The sequence below is a fragment of the Burkholderia catarinensis genome (assembly GCF_001883705.2).
Classification (GTDB): Bacteria; Pseudomonadota; Gammaproteobacteria; order Burkholderiales; family Burkholderiaceae; genus Burkholderia; species Burkholderia catarinensis.
In genome coordinates, this window is record NZ_MDEQ02000002.1 from 287,323 (window position 1) to 306,598 (window position 19,276).

The window sequence follows — 19,276 nt, forward strand, 5'->3', positions numbered from 1 at the left end:
CGGCCGTCATGCGTTCACGGTTTTACGTTGCGCGGGCCGGCAGCCCGCAACCGGCCGCGGCGCACGTCGCGCCGCCTGCCGCTCAATGCGAATGGCTCGGCACTTCCGCGCCGCGCGTGCCGACCAGGAAGTCGAGGTCGCACCCCTCGTCGGCCTGCAGCACATGGTCGATGTACAGCCGCGCGTAGCCGCCCTTGCCGAGCTGCCCGGCCACGCCCGGCGCCGCGGTCGGATCGACGTCCGACAGGCGGTGCTGAAGTTCGTCATCCGTAATGTCGAGATGCAGCGTGCCGGCCTCGCAGTCGAGTTCGATCCAGTCGCCGTTGCGCACGGCCGCGAGCGGCCCGCCTGCGGCGGCCTCCGGCGCGACGTGCAGCACGACCGTGCCGTACGCGGTGCCGCTCATCCGCGCGTCGGAAATCCGCACCATGTCCTTCACGCCCTGGCGCAGCAGCTTCGGCGGCAGCCCCATGTTGCCGACTTCCGCCATGCCCGGATAGCCGCGCGGCCCGCAGTTCTTCAGCACGAGCACCGAGCTTGCGTCGACCTCGAGTGCTTCGTCGTTGATCGTGGCCTTGTAGTGTTCGAGGTTCTCGAACACGACCGCGCGGCCGCGATGCTTGAGCAGCTCGGGGCTCGCCGCCGACGGCTTGAGCACCGCGCCGCGCGGCGCGAGATTGCCGCGCAGGATGCAGATGCCGCCGTCCGCGATCAGCGGCCGGTCGAGCGGGCGGATCACCTCGTCGTCGTAGTTCGGCGCCTCGCGCACGTTGTCCCACAGCGACTTGCCGTTCACCGTCAGCGCGTCCGGGTTCGGTAGCAGCCCGCCTTCGCCGAGCCGGCGCAGCACGGCCGGCAGCCCGCCCGCGTAATAGAACTCCTCCATCAGGAAGCGCCCCGACGGCATCAGGTCGACGATCGTCGGCGTGTCGCGGCCGATGCGCATCCAGTCCTCCAGTTCGAGCGGCACGCCGATGCGGCCCGCGATCGCCTTCAGGTGGATCACCGCGTTGGTCGAGCCGCCGATCGCCGCATTCGCGCGGATCGCGTTCTCGAACGCCGCGCGCGTCAGGATCTTCGACAGCACGAGCCCTTCGAGCGCCATCTCGACGATGCGGATGCCCGACATGTGCGCGAGCACGTAGCGGCGCGAATCGACGGCCGGAATCGCCGCGTTGTGCGGCAGCGCGACGCCGAGCGCCTCGGCCATGCACGCCATCGTCGACGCGGTGCCCATCGTGTTGCAGGTGCCGGCCGAGCGCGACATCCCGGCTTCGGCCGACAGGAAGTGATGCAGGTCGATCTCGCCGGCCTTCAGCGCTTCGTGCAGTTGCCACACGGCCGTGCCCGAACCGATGTTTTTGCCTTCCAGCTTGCCGTTCAGCATCGGGCCGCCGGACACGACGATCGCCGGCACGTCGCAGCTCGCCGCGCCCATCAGCAGCGCGGGGGTCGTCTTGTCGCAGCCGGCGAGCAGCACGACCGCGTCGATCGGGTTGCCGCGGATCGCTTCCTCGACGTCCATCGATGCGAGGTTGCGCGTGAGCATCGCCGACGGCCGCAGGTTCGATTCGCCGTTCGAGAACACCGGGAACTCGACCGGGAAGCCGCCCGCCTCGGAGATCCCGCGCTTCACGTGCTCGGCGAGCTTGCGGAAGTGCGCGTTGCACGGTGTCAGTTCGGACCACGTGTTGCAGACGCCGATGATCGGCCGGCCGTCGAACTCGTGATCGGGGATGCCCTGGTTCTTCATCCAGCTTCGGTACATGAAGCCGTTCTTGTCATTCGTGCCGAACCATTGGGCGGAGCGCAGCCTGGGTTTTGTTGCCGACATCGTCAGTCCTGTGGTGACGGGATACCGGCGCAGTCTAGGCAGAATTTTGATAACTGGCTAATGACGTTTTTGGCGATTACGATATCGATTCCGATATCGATATAAACCCGTACCATGCCCGATGCCAGCCCGTGGGGAAACCGCGGCCGCCTGAAGACCCGCCAGCTCCTGCTGGTCGTCGCGCTCGCCGACGAAGGCAGCATTCATCGCGCGGCGGCCGCGCTGAACATGACGCAGCCGGCCGCGTCGAAGCTGCTGCGCGAACTCGAGGAATCGATCGGCGCGGTGCTGTTCGAGCGCCTGCCGCGCGGGATGCGGCCGACGCTGTACGGCGACGCGCTGATCCGCCACGCGCGCGCGGCGCTCGGCAGCCTCGACCAGGCGCACGAGGAACTGGCCGCGCTGAAGGCCGGCCATCTCGGCCATGTGGCGGTGGGCGCGATCACGTCGCCGGGCCTGCGGCTCGTGCCGCCGGCCGTCGCCGCGGTGAAGGGCACGCATGCGGGCCTGCACGTGTCGGTCGAGATCGACACCAGCAACGTGCTGCTCGAACATCTCGCGCAGGACAAGATCGACATCGTGCTCGGCCGGCTCTCCGCCGAGCACGACAAGCTGCGCCTGCGCTACGAGCCGCTGACCGGCGAATCGGTGGCCGCGGTCGTGCGGCCCGGCCATCCGCTGCTCGCGCACGCGCCGCTGTCGCTCGCGGACGTGCAGCGCGCCGCGTGGGTCGTGCCGCCGGCCGGCAGCGTGCTGCGCCACCGCTTCGAACTCGTGTTCCAGCGCGCGAGCCTCGCGCCGCCGGCGAACCTGGTCGAGACGTCCGCGCTGCTGTTCATCACGCAACTGCTCGAGCAGAGCGACATGATCGCGGTGCTGGCCGAGGACGTCGCGCATTACTACGCGCGGCACGGGATCGTCACGGTGCTGCCGCTGGAGATGGATTGCCGGATGGACGATTTCGGGATCATCACGCGCACCGACCGGCTGCATTCGCCGGCGGTCGCGGTGATGGCCGACGCGATTCGCGCGGCGGCGGGGGAGGTTTATGGGGTCGCGCTGTGACGGTGCGGGGGCCGTTTCGATTCCGGTTTGACCGGAACGCATACGCGCCGCATGACGCGCCTGCTGCCGCGATCGCTCGTTACACCCAGGGCGCCGCGAGCCCTTCGGTCTGCAGCGCCCACTGAATCGCGGGGCGTGCCAACACCCGTTCGGCTGGTGCCGGCCTCACGCTGCGGCGAACTCGATCACCGGCTCGCAGCGAATCGGGAAGTTGACCGAATTCGCGATATAGCACTTCGCATGCGCATCGTGATGCAGATGCTCCGCCCGTTCGCGATCGTCGCCGGCCTGAATGGTCACCTGCGGGCGCAGCACGATTTCCGTGAAGCGTCCCGCTTCCGCGCTGTCGAGCATCGTCCCTTCCGCGTTGTCGACATAGGCAAGCACACGGATGCCGGCCTGGGCGCACAGATGCAAATACCAGAGCTTGTGACACGCCGATGCCGACGCCAGCAGCAGGTCTTCGGGGTTCCAGCGCGACGCGTCGCCGCGGAACGCCGCGTCCGACGAACCGGGGATGTCCGGCTTCGAACCGGCGCGGATCACGTGATCGCGGCCATATTCGCGATACCCCGACGTGCCGGTGCCGCGATTGCCCGTCCACTCCACTGCGACGCGATACTTGTGTTCGCCAGATGCCATCTCGCTCTCCATTGATGTGGGTTGCTTCGGCCGGGCCGGATTGCGTTCGACCGAGCCCGCCTGCGGTCGTCATTGTGGCACCGGATTTCCATTTGGTATACCATTATTCCAAAATGAGGAACACGCAGGCATGGAAGCCAAACTCGACTCCACGGCGGACGCGGTCGCCGCATCGCTGCGGGACATGATCATCAACGGCGAGCTGGCGGCCGGCGAGCGGCTCGTCGAGCGCGACCTGGCCGACCGGTTCGGCATCAGCCGGATTCCGATGCGCGAGGCGATCCAGCGTCTGGAACGCGAAGGATTGCTGGACATCTTCAGGAATCGCGGCGCGGTCGTGCGCATGCTGAGCGCGTCGGACGTGCAGGAAATCTACGACCTGCGCGCGCTGCTCGAAGGCGACGCGATCTACCGGAGCGTGAAGCGGCTCGACGACGAGACGCTCGCACGCGCCGAACTCGTCCATCGCCTGCTCGGCGATGCGACCGTGCCGCGCCGGCAGGGCGAGCTGAACCGCGAATTCCACGCGTTGCTGTATTCGTGCTGCGGCAACGCGCGGCAGTTGAAGACGATCGCGGAGCTGCGCAGCCAGGTCGAACATTACGAGCGCCTGCAGGCCACGTTGCTCGCGGATACCCCATCGTTCCAGGTCGAGCATGCGGACATCCTGCAGGCGTGCCGCGAACGCAATGCACGCGCGGCACGCTCGATGACGGTCGCGCATCTCGAATCGGCCAGGAGCATCGTCATGCGGCTTGTCGAAGGCGGGTGAGGACAACCCCGCGCATGCAGTTCGCCACGCCGCGACCGGCTCTGTAACGGACTGCGCCGACGTTGCCGGCAAAACCGACGCGATCGGTGCGGCCTCGCGCGATGCCTACCGTGTCGCGCTCCCACGCGGCACGTGGCCGGTCGTACCGCGCACCACCAGCCGCGGCAGCGACGCAATGCGCACGCGCGCTGCATCGTCGAAACGATCGCCCGCCTCGCGCAACGCATTGAGCAGTTCGACCGCGAGGCCGGCGGCTTCGCCGGTCGGGATCGCGACGGTCGTCAGCGTGGGCCGCGTGTCGCTGGCGAGATGAATGTCCGTGATGCCGACGATCGACAGGTCGTCGGGCACCCGCCTGCCGCGATCGGCCGCCGCGTGCATCGCGCCGATCGCCGGCAGGTCGTTGGTCGCGACCAGCGCGGTCAACCGCGGGTGCGCGTCGAGCAGCCACCCCGCCGCGCGCACGCCGCCTTCGATCGAATCCGGCTCGGCCGCGACGAGCGACGCGTCGAGCCCCGCTTCGCGCATCACGTCGACGAAGCCGTCGTAGCGCGCCGCCTGTATGCCGCTCGCCGACCCGCCGACGATCACGCCGATGCGCTCATGGCCGAGCTCGACCAGATGCCGCGTCGCGATCCGTCCCGCCTCGCGGAAATCGATGGCCACGCACGGCAAGCCGTCGGGCGGCGCTTCGGGCCGCTCCCACAGGCACAGCACGACCGGCACGCCGCGCCGCGCGACATCGAGCAGATCCGGCAGGTGCAGGTTCGCGTTGGTCACGAGGATGCCCTCGGAGATCGTGCCGGCAATCTGGTCGAGATACGCACGCCCCTGCAACGGATCTTCGTTCGTATTGCAGACGATCAGGAACTGCCCGTTGCGACGCACCGCGCGTTCGACCGCCAGCGCGAACTCCGGGTAGAACGGGTTCGCGATGCTCGATACCATCAGCGCGACCGTCGGCGCGCGCCCTTCCGCCAGCGCCCGCGCGGCGAGATGCGGCCGGTACCCGAGCGCCTGCACGGCTTCCAGCACCCGCGCACGCGTCGCGTCGCCCACCCGGCCGCGGTCACGCAGCACGTTCGACACCGTCGCGGCCGTCACGCCGGCGCGACGGGCAACTTCATCCAGTGTTGCCATCGTTGCCCACTATATGAGATACCAATCCAGTATTTGCTTCGCTCACCGAAGCGGCGCACTATCGCCGCACACCTTGCCGCCCGACCGACGGGCGCGACTCGGCCGCGATCGCATCGGCGCTTTTTTTGATCGCGATGATTAAGCGCTTAATCAAGCATGACGGCGCATTAAAACATGGAGCGGAGACAATGGCGAGCATCTCGATGCGACGCGTGCAGAAAGCCTATGGCGATCACGCGCCGGTCATTCGCGACGTCGATCTGGAGATCGGCGCGCACGAGTTCTGCGTGTTCCTCGGGCCGTCCGGATGCGGCAAGTCGACGTTGCTGCGCATGATCGCCGGTCTCGAGGACCTGAGCGCGGGCGAGCTGTCGATCGACGGCCGCCGCGTCGACGACGTGCCGGCCGCCGAGCGCGGCGTCGCGATGGTATTCCAGAGCTACGCGCTGTTTCCGCACATGACGGTCTACGAGAACATGGCGTTCGGGCTGAAGCTCGCACGCGTGCCGAAGGCCGAGATCGACCGGAAGGTGCGCGATGCCGCGCGCATCCTGCAGCTCGACACGCTGCTCGAGCGCAAGCCGAAGGCGCTGTCGGGCGGCCAGCGGCAGCGCGTCGCGATCGGCCGCGCGATCGTGCGCGAGCCCGGCGTGTTCCTGTTCGACGAGCCGCTGTCGAATCTCGACGCGGCGCTGCGCGGCCAGACCCGCATCGAGATCGCGCGGCTGCACCGGCAGTTCGAACGCGCGAGCGTCGTCTACGTGACGCACGACCAGACCGAAGCGATGACACTCGCCGACAAGATCGTGCTGCTGCACGCCGGCGCGGATACCGCGCAGCACGGCAGCATCGCGCAGGTCGGCGCGCCGCTCGACCTCTACCACCATCCGGCCAGCCGCTTCGTCGCCGGCTTCATCGGCTCGCCGCGCATGAACTTCCTGCCGGCCGTCGTCACCGCGTGCAACGCACAGGGCACGACCGTCACAGTCGTGCCGTCCGGCGAGGTCTTCACGCTGCCGCGCGACGGCTCCGCGCTCGCGGCCGGCGCGACCGTCACGCTCGGCATTCGGCCCGAACACCTGCTGCTCGGCGCCGCGCATGGCGCGACGACGCTGGCCCGCGACGTCGCGCTCGTCGAGCGCCTGGGCGAACAGACCTACGTGCACCTCGACCAGCCCGGCGGCACCTCGCTCATCGCGAAGGTGCCCGGCGACGCGCAGGTGCGCACCGGCGAGCGCGTGCACGTGCATGCGCCGGCCGCGGCCTGCCATCTCTTCAACGAAGACGGCCGCGCGGTGCCCGCGTGCGCCGACGTCCACGTCCACCACTACGCATAAGGATCGGGCATGCGCCTCGGAGTCTGTTATTACCCGGAACACTGGCCGGAATCGATGTGGGCCGACGATGCCCGCCGGATGAAAGCGCTCGGCATCGAGCAGGTTCGGATCGCCGAATTCGCGTGGAGCCGCATCGAGCCGTCGCCGGGCGAATACGACTGGGGCTGGCTCGACCGCGCGGTCGACGTGCTCGGCGCGGCCGGCCTCGAGATCGTGATGTGCACGCCGACCGCGACGCCGCCGAAATGGCTGGTCGACCGCCATCCGGACATCCTCGCGATCGGCGCGGACGGCCGGCCGCGCAAGTTCGGTTCGCGCCGCCACTACGACTTCTCGTCGCCGACCTATCTCGAAGTGTCGCGCCAGATCTGCACGGCGGTCGCCGAACGCTACGGCCGCCACCCGGCCGTGCGCTACTGGCAGACCGACAACGAGCTGGGCTGCCACCAGACGGTGGTCAGCTATTCGCCGGCCGCGCTCGTGCGCTTTCGCGAATGGCTGAAGGCGCGCTACGGCACGATCGACGCGCTGAACCGCGCGTGGGGCACCGTGTTCTGGAGCATGGAATATCGGCATTTCGACGAAGTCGACGCGCCCGTCGGCACCGTGACCGAAGCGCACCCGTCGCATCGCCTCGACTACCGCCGCTTCGCGTCCGACGAGGTCGCGCGCTATCACCGGATGCAGGTCGACGTGATCCGCGCGCACTCGCCGGGCCGGCCCGTCGCGCACAACTTCATGCAGCTGTTCACCGAGTTCGACCACTACGAGGTCGCACGCGACCTCGACATCGCGACCTGGGACAGCTATCCGCTCGGCGCGCTCGAGGAGCAGTGGTTCGCGCCCGACGTGAAGGCGCGCTGGCTGCGCACCGGCCATCCCGATTTCGCGTCGTTCAATCACGATCTCTATCGCGGCATGTCGAAGCTGCCGTTCTGGGTGATGGAGCAGCAGCCGGGGCCCGTGAACTGGGCGCAGTGGAACCCCGCGCCGCTGCCGGGCATGGTGCGCCTGTGGAGCTGGGAAGCGTTCGCGCACGGCGCCGGCTGCGTGTCGTACTTCCGCTGGCGGCAGGCGCCGTTCGCGCAGGAGCAGATGCATGCGGGCCTGCACACGCCGGACGACCGGCTCGACGAAGGCGGCCGCGAGGCGCAACGCGTTGCGCGCGAGATCGCGGCCGTGCACGATGCCGGCGCGGCTTCCGACGCGGACGGCCCGGTGCGCGCATCCGTCGCGCTGGTCTTCGACTACGAGGCGAAGTGGCTGTTCGAGGTGCAGCCGCAAGGCGCCGATTTCCACTATCCGCGCTTCGCATTCGAGTATTACTCGGCGCTGCGCTCGCTCGGCCTGGACGTCGACGTGGTTTCCGCGCATGCGCCGCTCGACGGCTATCGCCTCGTCGTCGTGCCGCCGCTGCCTGTCGTGCCGGACGATTTCGCCACACGGCTCGCCGCATCGGGCGCGCATGCCGTGTTCGGGCCGCGCACCGGCTCGAAGACCGTCGACCTGCAGATCCCGCCGGCACTGCCGCCCGGCCCGCTCGCGTCGATCCTGCCGGTTCGCGTATGGCGCGTCGAGTCGCTGCGGCCGAACGTGACCGAGCGGATCGACGGCACGCTGCGCGACGGCGCGCCGCTCGCGGGCGATGCGCGCCACTGGCGCGACTTCGTCGAGCTGCACGACGACACGCGCAGCGTCGTGCGCGCGCGCTTCGCCGACGGTCATCCGGCCTGCGTGTCGCACGGCGCGCTGCACTACTGGGCCGCGCTGTTCGACGACGCGACCACCACGACACTGTTCGCCGACGTGGCGACCGAAGCGGGCCTCGCGCCGACGCCGCTCGGCGACGGCGTGCGTGTGAGCCGGCGCGGCGGCCTGACCTACGTATTCAACTATGGCGACACGCCGCACACGATCGACGCGGCGCCGCCGTCCGCATTCGTGATCGGCGCCGCGCAGGTCGAGCCGCAAGGCGTCGCCGTGTACCGAAGCCGTTCGTAGCAACCGCCACCGGCGCCACGACGCGCCGGTCACGCACAACGACACACAGGAATGGAGACACAGATGACACATCGCCCCCTTCGCGTCGCCGCCCGGCTTGCGACGGCCGCCGCCATCGCGTTTGCTTCGCTCGGCGCTGCCGCGCCGGCGAGCGCCGGCACGCTGACGATCAACATCGCATTCAAGGGCGCCAGCCAGCGCGCGGTCTGGCAGTCGACGCTCGACGCATTCCGCAAGGCGCATCCCGACATCGACGTGAAAGCGACCTTCGTCGACGAGGAAGCGTACAAGGTGCAGCTTCCCGCATGGCTCACGACCGTCGCGCCGGATGTGGTGAACTGGCACGCGGGCGAGCGGATGGCGTACTACGCGAAGCGCGGGCTGTTCGAGGACCTGAGCGGCGACTGGACGAAGAACGGCTGGGGCGCGATGTATGCGTCGACGCGCGATGCGTCGTCGTACAACGGCAAGCAGTACGCGGCGCCGACCGTCTACTACTCGTGGGGGCTGTTCTACCGCAAGGACCTGTTCCGCAAGGTCGGCATCGCCGACGAACCGAAGACGTGGGACCAGTTTCTCGACGCGTGCAAGAAGCTGAAGGCGGCCGGCATCACGCCGGTCGCGATCGGCGGCCGCGACGCGTGGACGCTCGCCGGCTGGTTCGACTATCTCGACCTGCGCCTGAACGGCAACGCGTTCCACCAGCAGTTGATGGCCGGCGACGTGCCGTACACCGATCCGCGCGTGAAGAAGGTCTACACGACGTGGAAATCGCTGATCGATGCCGGCTACTTCATCGACAACGCACTGTCCTACGATCTCGACGGCGCGCAGCCGTTCCTGTTCCAGGGCAAGGCCGCGATGATGCTGATGGGCACCTTCATCGCGGCGGGCTTTCCGCCCAACATGAAACAGGAAATGGGCTACTACCGCTTCCCGATCATCGACCCGAAGGTGCCGACCGCCGAGGACGGCCCGGTCGAATCGCTGCATATCCCGACGAAGGCGAAGAACAAGGCCGACGCGCACACGTTCCTCGCGTTCGTCGAAACACCCGAGATGGGCGCGAAGCTCGCGGAAGGCCTCGGCTCGCTGTCGGCCAACAGCAAGTCGCCCGAGCCGGCCGATCCGGTCTCGCGCATCGGCTTCCGGATCCTCGCCGACACGAAGGGCGGCGTCGCGCAGTTCTACGACCGCGACATGACGAAGGAAATGGCCGACGAAGGGATGAAGGGCATGCAGCAGTTCCTCGCGAATCCCGCGCAACTCGATACGGTGCTCGCACAGCTCGAACAGACCCGCAAGCGGATCTACAAGAAGTGAGCGCATGACCCAAACCGGCGGCCCCGCGCCGCCGCGCCCGTTCAGGAGGCTTGCCGTGTCCAGTCCGACCACGTCCACCTCGCCGCCGCCGCGCGGCGCATCTGCTGCCGCGCTGCCCGCGCGCCGCCCGTCGCCCGCCGTGCGGCGGCAGCGGCGCGCCGCGTGGCTCTTTCTCGCGCCGGCCTGCGCGATGGTTGCCGTCTATGTGATCTGGCCGATCCTGTCGACGCTGTGGCTGAGCCTGTACAACTGGGACGGGATGACCGAACGCACCTTCGTCGGTCTCGCGAACTACGTCGAACTGCTGCATGCGCCGACGTTCTACACGGCGCTGCGCAACAACGTGATCTGGCTCGCGCTCTTCATGCTCGCGCCGCCGCTCGGCCTCGCGCTCGCGCTGTACCTGAACCAGGCGGTCGGCGGCATCCGGCTCGTGAAGTCGCTGTTCTTCGCGCCGTTCGTGCTGTCCGGCGTGGTCGTCGGCCTGATCTTCTCGTGGTTCTACGATCCGACCTTCGGGCTGCTCGCGCTGATCGCCGGGCACGGCATCCCGGTGCTCGGCAACGCGCGCTATGCGACGTTCGGCATCGTGTTCGCCGCGCTGTGGCCGCAAACCGCGTACTGCATGATCCTGTACCTGACCGGCCTCACGTCGGTCAACCCGGAACAGATCGAAGCCGCGCGGATGGAAGGCGCGCGCGGCTTCGCGCTGCTGTGGCACGTCGTGCTGCCGCAACTGCGGCCGACCACCTTCATGGCGATCGTCGTCACGGTGATCGGCGCGCTGCGCAGCTTCGACCTGATCTCGGTGATGACGAGCGGCGGCCCGTTCGAGAGCTCGACCGTGCTCGCGTATTACATGTACGACCAGGCGATCAAGTACTACCGGCTCGGCTATTCCGCGTCGATCGCGGTCGTGCTGTTCGCGATCATGCTCGTCTACATCGTGTTCCAGTTGCGCCGCCTGCTGCGCAACGAGCAGTGACTTACCGGGGAATCCTCATGTTTCCGACTCCCGTTGCCCAATGGAAGCCCGTCTCGCGCCGGCTGTACAAGCTGTCGCTGCCCGTCGCGCTCTTGATCTGGCTGCTGCCGATGATCGCCGTGTTCGTCACGTCGGTGCGCTCGACCGAGGAACTGGTCGAAGGCCACTACTGGGGCTGGCCGCGGCACTTCTCGATGATCGAGAACTATCGCGACGCGCTGACGACGTCGCCGATGCTGCATTACTTCTGGAACAGCGTGCAGATCACGGTACCGGCCGTGCTCGGCTCGATCGCGCTCGCGGCGATGGCCGGCTTCGCGCTCGCGACCTACCGGTTTCGCGGCAATGCGGCGCTGTTCGGCACGTTCGTCGCCGGCAACTTCGTGCCGGTGCAGGTGTTGATGATCCCGGTGCGCGACCTGTCGCTCAGGCTCGGCGTGTTCAATACCGTCGAAGCGCTGATCCTGTTCCACGTCGCGTTCCAGACCGGCTTCTGCACGCTGTTCCTGCGCAACTTCATCAAGCAGTTGCCGTTCGAGCTGATCGAGGCCGCGCGCATCGAGGGCGCGGGCGAATGGACGGTGTTCTGGCGGATCGTGCTGCCGCTGATCCGGCCCGCGCTCGCGGCGCTCGCGATCCTCGTGTTCACGTTCGTGTGGAACGACTACTTCTGGGCGCTGTGCCTCACGCAAGGCGACGAAGCCGCGCCGATCACGGCGGGCGTCGCGGCGCTGAAGGGGCAATGGACGACGTCGTGGAACCTCGTGTCGGCCGGGTCGATCCTCGCCGCGCTGCCGTCCGTCGCGATGTTCTTCGCGATGCAGAAGCATTTCGTCGCGGGGCTCACGTTCGGCGCGACCAAAGGCTGAACGCGCGCGGCCCGCGGATTCGTATCTCCCCCTCCGCATCGTGAGGTTGCCCGCTTCGGCGGGCTTTTTTTATTCTTTGCGGTGCCAGCCTGTTCCGTGGCCGGTGTCAGTCGTCCCTGCGGATCACGGTTGGCGTTTGCCGCGACCACCAGTCGGTTTGCCTGCTGGTTTGCCAGCCGGTTTGCCTGACCCCGCACCCGGCTTGCCGGCAGGCTTGCTGCGTGGCTTCTGCGCGCTGAACGGGCTACCGATGGTGTAGTCCGGACCTTTACCGGCGGCGGTCGCGCGCTGTGCCACAGGCTTGTGCTTGCTTTCGCCGCTTTGCGCACGCGGCTTCTTGCCGGGCACTTGCTTGGCGACCGGCGCAGCTTGCGGCACTTTGGGCTTCTTCGGCTTTTTGGGTTTCTTGATGATCTCGCCCGTCGCGCTGGTTTCCGGCACGCGGTGCTCGGCTTCGAAACCCGGCTCTTCTTCACGGCGCAGCGTCTGCCGGATCAGCGCTTCGATCGCGGCCAGTTGCGGCGCTTCATCGGCACACACCAGGGACACCGCCACGCCGCTCGCGCCCGCGCGGCCGGTACGGCCGATACGGTGCACATAGTCTTGCGCGACGATCGGCAGATCAACGTTGATCACCAGCGGCAGGTCGTCGATATCCAGCCCGCGCGCGGCCACGTCGGTGGCGACCAGCATCTGTACTTCACGCGTCTTGAAGCGCTCCAGCGCACGCAGGCGCGCGGGTTGCGGTTTGTCGCCGTGGATGGTGTCGACCGCATAGCCCGCTTCATCCAGCATGGCCGCCAGGTATTCCACGCCATTGCGGGTCTTGACGAACACCAGCGCGTGCTCCCAGTTGTTCTCGGCCACCAGGTGCATGAAGAGGTCGGGCTTGTTCCTTTTATCCACCGGCACCACCCACTGCTTGATCTTGCTGGCCGTGGCATTGGGCGGGCTGACGCTGATATCGACCGGGTTGCGCAGAATGCCCGCCGCCATCGTGCGGATCTCGTCGGTAAACGTCGCGGAGAACAGCAGGGTCTGGCGCTGAGCGGGCAACGCGGCAAAGACGGCGTCGAGTTCGCGCGCAAAGCCCAGATCGAGCATGCGGTCCGCTTCATCCAGCACCAGCGTTTGTACTTGATCGAACTGCACGGCGTTCTGGCGATTGAGATCCAGCAAACGGCCCGGCGTGGCAACGAGCACGTCCACGCCCTTGCGCAGCTTCATCATCTGCGGGTTGATGCTGACCCCGCCGTAGGCGGCGAGGAATCGCAAATCGAGGCCTTTGCCGTACGCGACAAAGCTCTGCAGCACCTGCTCAGCCAGCTCACGCGTGGGCACCAGCACCAGGACGCGCGCGCGGTTGCTGGACACCGCCGGCCCGTGTTGCACCAGCCGTTGCAACAGCGGCAGCGCAAAACCCGCCGTTTTGCCGGTACCGGTCTGTGCCGCAGCCATGACGTCCTTGCCGCTGAGCACGACAGGAATCGCCTTGGCCTGCACCGGCGTAGGTGTCTGGTAATTGAGGTCCTGCACATTACGCAGCAAGGGATCGATCAGGCCAAGCGAGGCAAAGGACATGGACGTATTCCGGACTAAAACCGCAATTCTAGCGGTTACCGCGCTGATTGCACCGCGCACATCAATGGTCGAAAAGATCGACGTCGATCGCCATTGAAAAACTTAGCGGTGCCGAGCGCCGCACCGGCAAGCCGTGCTGCGAGACACCGATGAGCCGCACTGCCGCCAGCGCCAGCCCCGATTGCATCGGCAGCAAACGCTGCCGGTGGCCGCGCAACCCGCCACGCGCGCACCTGCATCGCCACCCACTGAGCGAAATAAGGCCGGAGTCCTGCCAGACCCTCCTTGATCGGATCTGTCGCGATAACGAAAATCGGGAAAAGTCGAGGCGACGCGAACAGGAATGCTTATTTCCCAGGATCGTGGAACCGCTGGGCGACTGAACCATGCCGACCACCGGCGGCCTGCGCCGCGCGCCTCCCCGGCCAGCCGCGAAGAACCCTCGTGGTCCGGTCTCGACTACGTCCCGCCCGCTCAGGTCCACCCTTCGAGCCGCAACGTCGAGCGCACGAGCCGCTGTTCCTCCTGCTCGATTTCGCGCAGATAGTCGACGCACTGGCGGATGTGTTCGCTCGCGGCCTTGCGTGCCTGGTCGGGCAGCCGCCCCGTGACCGCGTTGTAGAGCCGCGCATGCTGGCGGTCGATCTGCTTCTTCAGCGGCTCGCGGTGATAGAGGTTGTTCACCGAAGCGAACACCGAACTGAGCAGCAGGTCGGTCAGCGACTGCAGCGTGTTGACGAGCACGGGGTTATGCGACGCCTCGCAGATCGCGAGATGGAACGCGTGATCGAGCTTCGCGCGCGCGGCGGGGTCGAGATCCTGTGCATCGGCCGCCGTCATTTCCTCGTAGCGGCGCCGGATCAGGATGAAATCAGCCGGCGTGCCGCGCAGCGCGGCGAGCCGCGCGGCCTCGGCCTCGAGCATCCCGCGCACCTCGAACAGGTCGTACAGCGTGCGCGGCTGCGAGCCGAGCAGATGCATCATCGGCGTGATCTCGCGCTGCGGGGTCAGGCTCGCGACGAACGAACCCTTGCCGTGCATCGTGTCGATGATCCCGCGCGCGTGCAGCAGCTTCATCCCTTCGCGCACGGCCGTGCGCGACACGCCGAGCTTCTCGGTCAGCCGCCGTTCGGACGGCAGCGCCTGCCCGGCCTTCAGCACGCCGTCGACGATCAGCTTCTCGATCCGCTCGGCGACGACATCGGCCACGCGCCGCGCCGGCCCCTCTCGATCCTGCATTTCCATACTGGTATGACCACTTTGGACGGATGTCTGCGATTTTCGCACAAAGCCTTGTTGTCGTTGGCTTTTACCGGTCCCGATCGAACGCCTGAGCAGTGCCATCCCAAAAACTGGTACGACCACCCCGAAGACGTCTGGACACGCGTGCCCGGCCCGCCAAGAATCCCTCCATTCCGGCGTGTCGCGCATCGCGCGGCCGCCCGCATGGTGGAGACAAACCGATGAGTTTCATCTACGACGAACGGATCGACGGCCCGCTGGCGACCGTCAGCCGTGACACGCTCGTCGCCGCGCTGCACGCGGCGGCGCCCGGCCTCGACGTGCTGCACGAACGCGAGGCGCTCAAGCCGTTCGAATGCGACGGCCTCGCCGCGTACCGTACGGTGCCGCTCGCGGTCGTGCTGCCCGACACGGTCGAGCAGGTGCGCGCGGTGCTGCGCGTCGCGGCCGCGCACCGCGTGCCGGTCGTCGCACGCGGCGCGGGCACCGGGCTGTCGGGCGGCGCGATGCCGCTCGAAAAAGGCATCCTGCTCGTGATGGCGAAGTTCAACCGGATTCTCGACATCGACCCCGATGCCGGCATCGCGCGCGTGCAGCCCGGCGTGCGCAACCTCGCGATCTCGCAGGCGGCCGCGCCGCACGGCCTCTACTACGCGCCCGATCCGTCGTCGCAGATCGCGTGCTCGATCGGCGGCAACGTCGCCGAAAACGCGGGCGGCGTGCACTGCCTGAAATACGGGCTCACGGTGCACAACATCCTGAAGGTCGAGATCCTGACGATCGACGGCGACACGCTCACGCTCGGCGCCGACGCGCTCGACGCGCCCGGCTTCGACCTGCTCGCGCTGTTCACAGGCTCCGAGGGGATGCTCGGGATCGTCACCGAAGTGACCGTGAAGCTGCTGCCGAAGCCGCCGAGCGTGAAGGTGCTGATGGCGAGCTTCGACGACGTCGCCGAAGCCGGCGCCGCGGTCGCGCGAATCATCGGCGCGGGCGTGATTCCCGGCGGCCTCGAGATGATGGACAACCTCGCGATCCGCGCGGCCGAGGATTTCATCCACGCGGGCTACCCGGTCGACGCGCAGGCGATCCTGCTGTGCGAGCTCGACGGCGCGGCGAGCGACGTCGACGAGGACGCCGAACGCGTCGCCGCGCTGCTGCGCGACGCGGGCGCGACGGAGATTCGCGTCGCGCGCGACGAGGCCGAGCGCCAGCGCTTCTGGGCCGGCCGCAAGAACGCGTTCCCCGCGGTCGGCCGCATGTCGCCCGACTACTACTGCATGGACGGCACGATCCCGCGCCGCGAACTGCCGCGCGTGCTCGAGGGCGTCGCCGCGCTGTCCGCCGAATACGGGCTGCCCGTCGCGAACGTGTTCCATGCGGGCGACGGCAACATGCACCCGCTGATCCTGTTCGACGCGAACCGGCCCGGCGAACTCGACCGCGCGGAAGCGCTCGGCGGAAAGATCCTCGAGCTATGCGTCGCGGCGGGCGGCAGCATCACCGGCGAGCACGGCGTCGGACGCGAGAAGATCAACCAGATGTGCGTGCAGTTCAACGCCGACGAAATCACGTTCTTTCACGCGGTGAAAGCCGCGTTCGATCCGCAGGGCCTGCTCAATCCCGGCAAGAACATCCCCACGCTGCACCGCTGCGCCGAATTCGGCGCGATGCACGTCCATCACGGCAAGCTGCCGTTTCCCGAACTCGAGCGCTTCTGATGCGACGCGAAATCGAATCGATCGACGACAGCGCGGCGCTCGTCGCGCAGGTCGACGCCGCACGCCATGATCGCCAGCCGCTGCACATCCGCGGCGCCGGCACGAAGACCTTTCTCGGCCGCCCCGTCGAAGGCCGCACGCTCGACGTGCGCACGCATCGCGGCGTCGTCTCGTACGACCCGACCGAGCTCGTCATTACCGCGCGCGCGGGCACGCCGCTCGCCGATCTCGAAGCGATGCTCGACGCGGCCGGCCAGATGCTGCCGTGCGAGCCGCCGTCGTTCGGCGGCGCGGCAACCGTCGGCGGGATGTTCGCGGCGGCGCTGTCGGGGCCGCGCCGCCCGTGGGCCGGCGCGGTTCGCGATTTCGTGCTCGGCTGCCGCGTGATCACCGGCCATGCGAAGCACCTGCGCTTCGGCGGCGAGGTGATGAAGAACGTCGCGGGCTACGACGTGTCGCGGCTGCTCGCGGGCAGCTTCGGCTGTCTCGGCGTCGTGACCGAGGTGTCGCTGAAGGTACTGCCGAAGCCGCGCGCGACGTGCGATCTCGCGTTGCCGCTCGCCGCCGGCGCAGCCGTGCAGCGCGTCGCCGCGTGGCGGCGCGCGGGGCTGCCGCTCGCGGGCGCGTGCCATGCGGACGGCGTGCTGCGCGTGCGGATCGAAGGCGGCGAGGGTTCGGTGAAGGCCGCGCGCGACACGATCGGCGGCGACCGGATGGACGACAGCGACGATGCGTTCTGGGCCCGGCTGCGCGACCTCGCGCTGCCGTTCTTCGACGATCCGCGCCCGCTGTGGCGCGTGTCGGTGCCGGCCGCCGCTCCGCTCGACGCGTTGCCCGGCGTGCAACTCGTCGACTGGGGCGGCGCGCAGCGCTGGCTGAAGAGCGACGCCGCGCCGGCCGACGTGCAGCGGCTCGCCGCGCAATGGGGCGGCCACGCGACCTGCTTCACGCCGGGCACGACGCGCGAGCCGTTCCAGCCGCTGCCGCCCGCATTGTTGCGCGTGCACCGGCAGCTCAAGGCGCAGCTCGACCCGCACGCGATTTTCAATCCCGGCCGGCTCTACGCCGACTTCTGACGCGAACCCGACCCCGACCTGCCGATGCAAACCAATCTCAGCGAAGCAAGCAAGGCCCTCGCCCTGGCCGACGAAGCGGAAGCGATCCTGCGCGCGTGCGTGCACTGCGGCTTCTGCAATGCGACCTGCCCGACCTACCAGGTGCTCGGCAACGAGCTCGACGGGCCGCGCGGCCGCATCTACCTGATCAAGCAGCTGCTCGAAGGCGAGCCGTGCGGCGAGCGCACGCAGCAGCATCTCGACCGCTGCCTGACGTGCCGCAACTGCGAGACGACCTGCCCGTCCGGCGTGCGCTACCACACGCTGCTCGACATCGGCCGCGCGGAAGCCGAGAAGCGCGTGCGGCGGCCTGCGCGCGAACGCCTGCTGCGCGCGGGGCTGCGCCACGTCGTGCCGCGCCCGGCGACGTTCGCCGCGCTGCTGAAGGCCGGCCGCGCGCTGCGCCCGCTGCTGCCCGGCACGTTGCGGGACAAGATCCCGGCCGCCGTGCCCGCGGCCGCGGCCGCGCCGCGCCCGGCCGTGCGCCACGCGCGGCGCGTGCTGATGCTCGAAGGCTGCGTGCAGCCGTCGCTGTCGCCGAACACCAATGCGGCCGCCGCGCGCGTGCTCGACCGGCTCGGCATCAGCGTGAGCCCGGCGCGCGAGGCCGGCTGCTGCGGCGCGACCGAATATCACCTGAACGCGCAGGACGCTGGCCTCGCCCGCGCGCGCCGCAACATCGACGCGTGGTGGCCCGCGATCGAAGCCGGCGCCGAAGCGATCGTGCTGACGGCGAGCGGCTGCGGCGCGTTCGTCAAGGAATACGGCGACCTGCTGCGCTCCGACCCCGCCTATGCGGAAAAAGCGCGGCGCGTCAGCGCGCTCGCGCGCGATCTCGCCGAGGTGATCGCGGCCGAGCCGCTCGACGCGCTGGCCGATTCGACGCCACGCCGCGTCGCGGTCCACTGCCCGTGCACGCTGCAGCACGCGCAGCGCCTCGGCGGCGCAGTCGAAAGCATCCTGACGCGGCTCGGCTTCGATCTGACGAATGTCGCCGACGGCCATCTGTGCTGCGGCTCGGCCGGCACGTATGCGCTGACGCAGCCCGAACTCGCGACGACACTGCGCGACAACAAGCTCGATGCGCTCGAAGCCGCGCGGCCGGACCTGATTGTCACGGCCAACGTCGGCTGCCAGACTCACCTGAATGGCGCGGGTCGCACGCCCGTGCGCCACTGGATCGAGCTCGTCGACAACCGACGCGCCAACTGAACTGATTCCGGAGGACCTCCATGCAAACGAAACCCGAACTCGAGCTCGCCGATGCCGACCGCATGCTCGCCGCCGCCCGCGCGGAAGCGGAGCGCCACGGCTGGGCCGTGTCGATCGCCGTCGTCGACGACGGCGGCCACCTGCTTGCGTTCGCGCGGCTGGACGGCGCGTCGCCGGCCAGCGCCTGCATCGCGCAGGACAAGGCGCGCGCGGCGGCGCTCGGCCGTCGCGAGACGAAAGCGTATGAGGATATGATCAACGGTGGCCGCACCGCGTTTCTCAGCGTGCCGCTGACGGGGTTGCTCGAAGGCGGCGTGCCGGTCACGGTCGGCGGCCGGATCGCGGGCGCGATCGGCGTGTCTGGCGTAAAGTCGGAACAGGACGCGCAGATCGCCCGCGCCGGCACACAAAGCGTCTCGGCCTAAGCCGCGCGCGCA

General features: G+C 68.5%; 16 protein-coding genes. 11 read left to right on the forward strand and 5 right to left on the reverse strand.

Annotated features, from left to right (window positions below):
- Positions 1–82 precede the first annotated feature (82 nt).
- The gene (locus BFF94_RS04520; protein WP_128850182.1) at positions 83–1,834 is read right to left on the reverse strand and encodes an IlvD/Edd family dehydratase; all 1,752 of its coding nucleotides are present in this window, start codon (positions 1,832–1,834) and stop codon (positions 83–85) included.
- 114 nt (positions 1,835–1,948) lie between these two features.
- Here BFF94_RS04520 and BFF94_RS04525 point away from each other — a divergent pair, with 114 nt between their 5' ends.
- Positions 1,949–2,899 (forward strand): LysR family transcriptional regulator, encoded by a 951-nt coding sequence (locus BFF94_RS04525; protein WP_128850184.1) that lies wholly within the window; start codon positions 1,949–1,951, stop codon positions 2,897–2,899.
- Positions 2,900–3,064: 165 nt separating this feature from the next.
- On the opposite strand, the gene BFF94_RS04530 is transcribed toward BFF94_RS04525, so the two are convergent.
- On the reverse strand, positions 3,065–3,541 hold the full coding sequence (locus BFF94_RS04530) for an OsmC family protein (protein ID WP_128850186.1): 477 nt from the start codon (positions 3,539–3,541) through the stop codon (positions 3,065–3,067).
- A 130-nt stretch (positions 3,542–3,671) separates the two neighbouring features.
- Here BFF94_RS04530 and BFF94_RS04535 point away from each other — a divergent pair, with 130 nt between their 5' ends.
- Positions 3,672–4,313 (forward strand): GntR family transcriptional regulator, encoded by a 642-nt coding sequence (locus BFF94_RS04535; protein WP_128850188.1) that lies wholly within the window; start codon positions 3,672–3,674, stop codon positions 4,311–4,313.
- A gap of 105 nt (positions 4,314–4,418) precedes the next feature.
- On the opposite strand, the gene BFF94_RS04540 is transcribed toward BFF94_RS04535, so the two are convergent.
- On the reverse strand, positions 4,419–5,453 hold the full coding sequence (locus tag BFF94_RS04540) for a LacI family DNA-binding transcriptional regulator (RefSeq protein ID WP_128850190.1): 1,035 nt from the start codon (positions 5,451–5,453) through the stop codon (positions 4,419–4,421).
- Positions 5,454–5,641: 188 nt separating this feature from the next.
- Between BFF94_RS04540 and BFF94_RS04545 the strand changes: the two genes are divergently transcribed.
- The 5 genes from BFF94_RS04545 (at position 5,642) to BFF94_RS04565 (ending at position 11,968) form a co-directional block, all read left to right on the forward strand.
- Complete coding sequence (locus BFF94_RS04545; RefSeq protein ID WP_128850192.1) at positions 5,642–6,790, forward strand: ABC transporter ATP-binding protein; 1,149 nt, start codon at positions 5,642–5,644, stop codon at positions 6,788–6,790.
- Positions 6,791–6,799: 9 nt separating this feature from the next.
- The gene (locus tag BFF94_RS04550; protein WP_128850194.1) at positions 6,800–8,791 is read left to right on the forward strand and encodes a beta-galactosidase; all 1,992 of its coding nucleotides are present in this window, start codon (positions 6,800–6,802) and stop codon (positions 8,789–8,791) included.
- A gap of 63 nt (positions 8,792–8,854) precedes the next feature.
- Complete coding sequence (locus BFF94_RS04555) at positions 8,855–10,114, forward strand: ABC transporter substrate-binding protein (protein ID WP_128850196.1); 1,260 nt, start codon at positions 8,855–8,857, stop codon at positions 10,112–10,114.
- A 55-nt stretch (positions 10,115–10,169) separates the two neighbouring features.
- Entirely contained in the window at positions 10,170–11,099 is a 930-nt protein-coding gene (locus BFF94_RS04560) for a carbohydrate ABC transporter permease (RefSeq protein ID WP_219139038.1), read from the forward strand.
- 17 nt (positions 11,100–11,116) lie between these two features.
- Positions 11,117–11,968, forward strand: coding sequence for a carbohydrate ABC transporter permease (locus tag BFF94_RS04565; RefSeq protein ID WP_128845303.1), 852 nt, complete (start codon positions 11,117–11,119; stop codon positions 11,966–11,968).
- A gap of 123 nt (positions 11,969–12,091) precedes the next feature.
- On the opposite strand, the gene BFF94_RS04570 is transcribed toward BFF94_RS04565, so the two are convergent.
- Both BFF94_RS04570 and glcC read right to left on the reverse strand, forming a co-directional pair.
- Positions 12,092–13,549, reverse strand: a complete 1,458-nt coding sequence (locus BFF94_RS04570) for a DEAD/DEAH box helicase (protein WP_128845301.1) — start codon at positions 13,547–13,549, stop codon at positions 12,092–12,094.
- Positions 13,550–14,023: 474 nt separating this feature from the next.
- The gene (gene glcC / locus BFF94_RS04575; RefSeq protein ID WP_128845299.1) at positions 14,024–14,794 is read right to left on the reverse strand and encodes a transcriptional regulator GlcC; all 771 of its coding nucleotides are present in this window, start codon (positions 14,792–14,794) and stop codon (positions 14,024–14,026) included.
- Between the two features lie 218 nt (positions 14,795–15,012).
- Here glcC and glcD point away from each other — a divergent pair, with 218 nt between their 5' ends.
- From glcD to BFF94_RS04595, 4 genes are read left to right on the forward strand one after another with little or no spacing between them, the layout of a single operon-like run.
- On the forward strand, positions 15,013–16,512 hold the full coding sequence (gene glcD, locus BFF94_RS04580; protein ID WP_219139039.1) for a glycolate oxidase subunit GlcD: 1,500 nt from the start codon (positions 15,013–15,015) through the stop codon (positions 16,510–16,512).
- The gene (gene glcE, locus BFF94_RS04585) at positions 16,512–17,588 is read left to right on the forward strand and encodes a glycolate oxidase subunit GlcE (protein ID WP_219139040.1); all 1,077 of its coding nucleotides are present in this window, start codon (positions 16,512–16,514) and stop codon (positions 17,586–17,588) included. The genes glcD and glcE overlap by 1 nt, the downstream gene beginning before the upstream one ends.
- A 24-nt stretch (positions 17,589–17,612) precedes the next feature.
- Positions 17,613–18,839, forward strand: a complete 1,227-nt coding sequence (gene glcF, locus BFF94_RS04590) for a glycolate oxidase subunit GlcF (RefSeq protein ID WP_219139041.1) — start codon at positions 17,613–17,615, stop codon at positions 18,837–18,839.
- A 20-nt stretch (positions 18,840–18,859) separates the two neighbouring features.
- Positions 18,860–19,264, forward strand: coding sequence for a GlcG/HbpS family heme-binding protein (locus BFF94_RS04595; protein WP_128841420.1), 405 nt, complete (start codon positions 18,860–18,862; stop codon positions 19,262–19,264).
- Positions 19,265–19,276: the final 12 nt, after the last annotated feature.

What these genes read in the sequence shown, in the direction of transcription:
- BFF94_RS04520 (WP_128850182.1), bottom strand. Translation starts at nt 1,834, where the DNA reads ATGTCGGCAACAAAACCCAGGCTGCGCTCCGCCCAATGGTTCGGCACG.
- BFF94_RS04525 (WP_128850184.1), top strand. Translation starts at nt 1,949, where the DNA reads ATGCCCGATGCCAGCCCGTGGGGAAACCGCGGCCGCCTGAAGACCCGC.
- BFF94_RS04530 (WP_128850186.1), bottom strand. Translation starts at nt 3,541, where the DNA reads ATGGCATCTGGCGAACACAAGTATCGCGTCGCAGTGGAGTGGACGGGC.
- BFF94_RS04535 (WP_128850188.1), top strand. Translation starts at nt 3,672, where the DNA reads ATGGAAGCCAAACTCGACTCCACGGCGGACGCGGTCGCCGCATCGCTG.
- BFF94_RS04540 (WP_128850190.1), bottom strand. Translation starts at nt 5,453, where the DNA reads ATGGCAACACTGGATGAAGTTGCCCGTCGCGCCGGCGTGACGGCCGCG.
- BFF94_RS04545 (WP_128850192.1), top strand. Translation starts at nt 5,642, where the DNA reads ATGGCGAGCATCTCGATGCGACGCGTGCAGAAAGCCTATGGCGATCAC.
- BFF94_RS04550 (WP_128850194.1), top strand. Translation starts at nt 6,800, where the DNA reads ATGCGCCTCGGAGTCTGTTATTACCCGGAACACTGGCCGGAATCGATG.
- BFF94_RS04555 (WP_128850196.1), top strand. Translation starts at nt 8,855, where the DNA reads ATGACACATCGCCCCCTTCGCGTCGCCGCCCGGCTTGCGACGGCCGCC.
- BFF94_RS04565 (WP_128845303.1), top strand. Translation starts at nt 11,117, where the DNA reads ATGTTTCCGACTCCCGTTGCCCAATGGAAGCCCGTCTCGCGCCGGCTG.
- BFF94_RS04570 (WP_128845301.1), bottom strand. Translation starts at nt 13,549, where the DNA reads ATGTCCTTTGCCTCGCTTGGCCTGATCGATCCCTTGCTGCGTAATGTG.
- glcC (WP_128845299.1), bottom strand. Translation starts at nt 14,794, where the DNA reads ATGGAAATGCAGGATCGAGAGGGGCCGGCGCGGCGCGTGGCCGATGTC.
- glcD (WP_219139039.1), top strand. Translation starts at nt 15,013, where the DNA reads ATGAGTTTCATCTACGACGAACGGATCGACGGCCCGCTGGCGACCGTC.
- glcE (WP_219139040.1), top strand. Translation starts at nt 16,512, where the DNA reads ATGCGACGCGAAATCGAATCGATCGACGACAGCGCGGCGCTCGTCGCG.
- glcF (WP_219139041.1), top strand. Translation starts at nt 17,613, where the DNA reads ATGCAAACCAATCTCAGCGAAGCAAGCAAGGCCCTCGCCCTGGCCGAC.
- BFF94_RS04595 (WP_128841420.1), top strand. Translation starts at nt 18,860, where the DNA reads ATGCAAACGAAACCCGAACTCGAGCTCGCCGATGCCGACCGCATGCTC.